Source organism: Sphingomonas endophytica, from assembly GCF_001476895.1.
In the GTDB taxonomy this organism is placed as follows: domain Bacteria; phylum Pseudomonadota; class Alphaproteobacteria; order Sphingomonadales; family Sphingomonadaceae; genus Sphingomonas; species Sphingomonas endophytica_A.
This window is the reverse complement of record NZ_LDTB01000309.1, coordinates 1-599: the sequence shown is the minus strand read 5'-3', so window position 1 is coordinate 599 and position 599 is coordinate 1. Positions and strand designations below refer to the sequence as shown.

Here is a 599-nt window from a genome sequence, read left to right as displayed (position 1 = left end):
CTTCACCACCGCGACCGCGTGGGTCGAGGTCATGCCGACATGCTTGTCGAGGATCACCCAGCCCGAGACGTCCCGGCGCTTCGGCCGGTCGGGACGCGGCCCGCGCTGAGGACGGCGCCCCTCCGGCCCGCGGCGCTCAGCGCTCGGCAGGGGAGCCTGGCGCTCGGCCGGCGGCAAATCTTCCATGGAAACCGTCATGTCCGCGTGTCCCCCGGGGTCGATGCCCCGTCCCTTTCTGCTTGGTATCGGGACTCAATGCCCCGTCCCGGTCTCCGGTTCGTCGTCCTCGGGCGCGGAGTCGAGGTCGCGCTGGACCCGCTCGTCCCGCAGCAGCCTGTCGATGCGCGCCGCCTCGTCGAACCGCTCGTCGACGCGGAAGCGAATGTCGGGTGCAAATTTCAGGTTGACGCGGTGCGCGATCTCGCCGCGAAGGAACTTCTTGTTGCGCTCGAGCGCTGTGATCACCGTGTCGGTGTCGCGGCCGCCGAGCGGCATCACGTAGATCGTCGCGAGCTTCAGGTCCGGCGACATACGCACCTCGGGAACGGTGATGATGTGGCCTTCGAGATCGGGATCGTGGACCTCACCCTGCGACAGAA

The 599-nt window shown here is 68.3% G+C and carries 2 protein-coding genes; both read right to left on the bottom strand.

The features are described 5' to 3' along the window. A partial coding sequence (locus tag NS334_RS17360; protein ID WP_206542745.1) for a hypothetical protein occupies positions 1–198 on the bottom strand: 198 nt, incomplete at its 3' end. A gap of 54 nt (positions 199–252) precedes the next feature. Next, the coding region (gene rbfA / locus NS334_RS17355; protein WP_058757032.1) for a 30S ribosome-binding factor RbfA at positions 253–599 on the bottom strand (347 nt) is incomplete at its 5' end.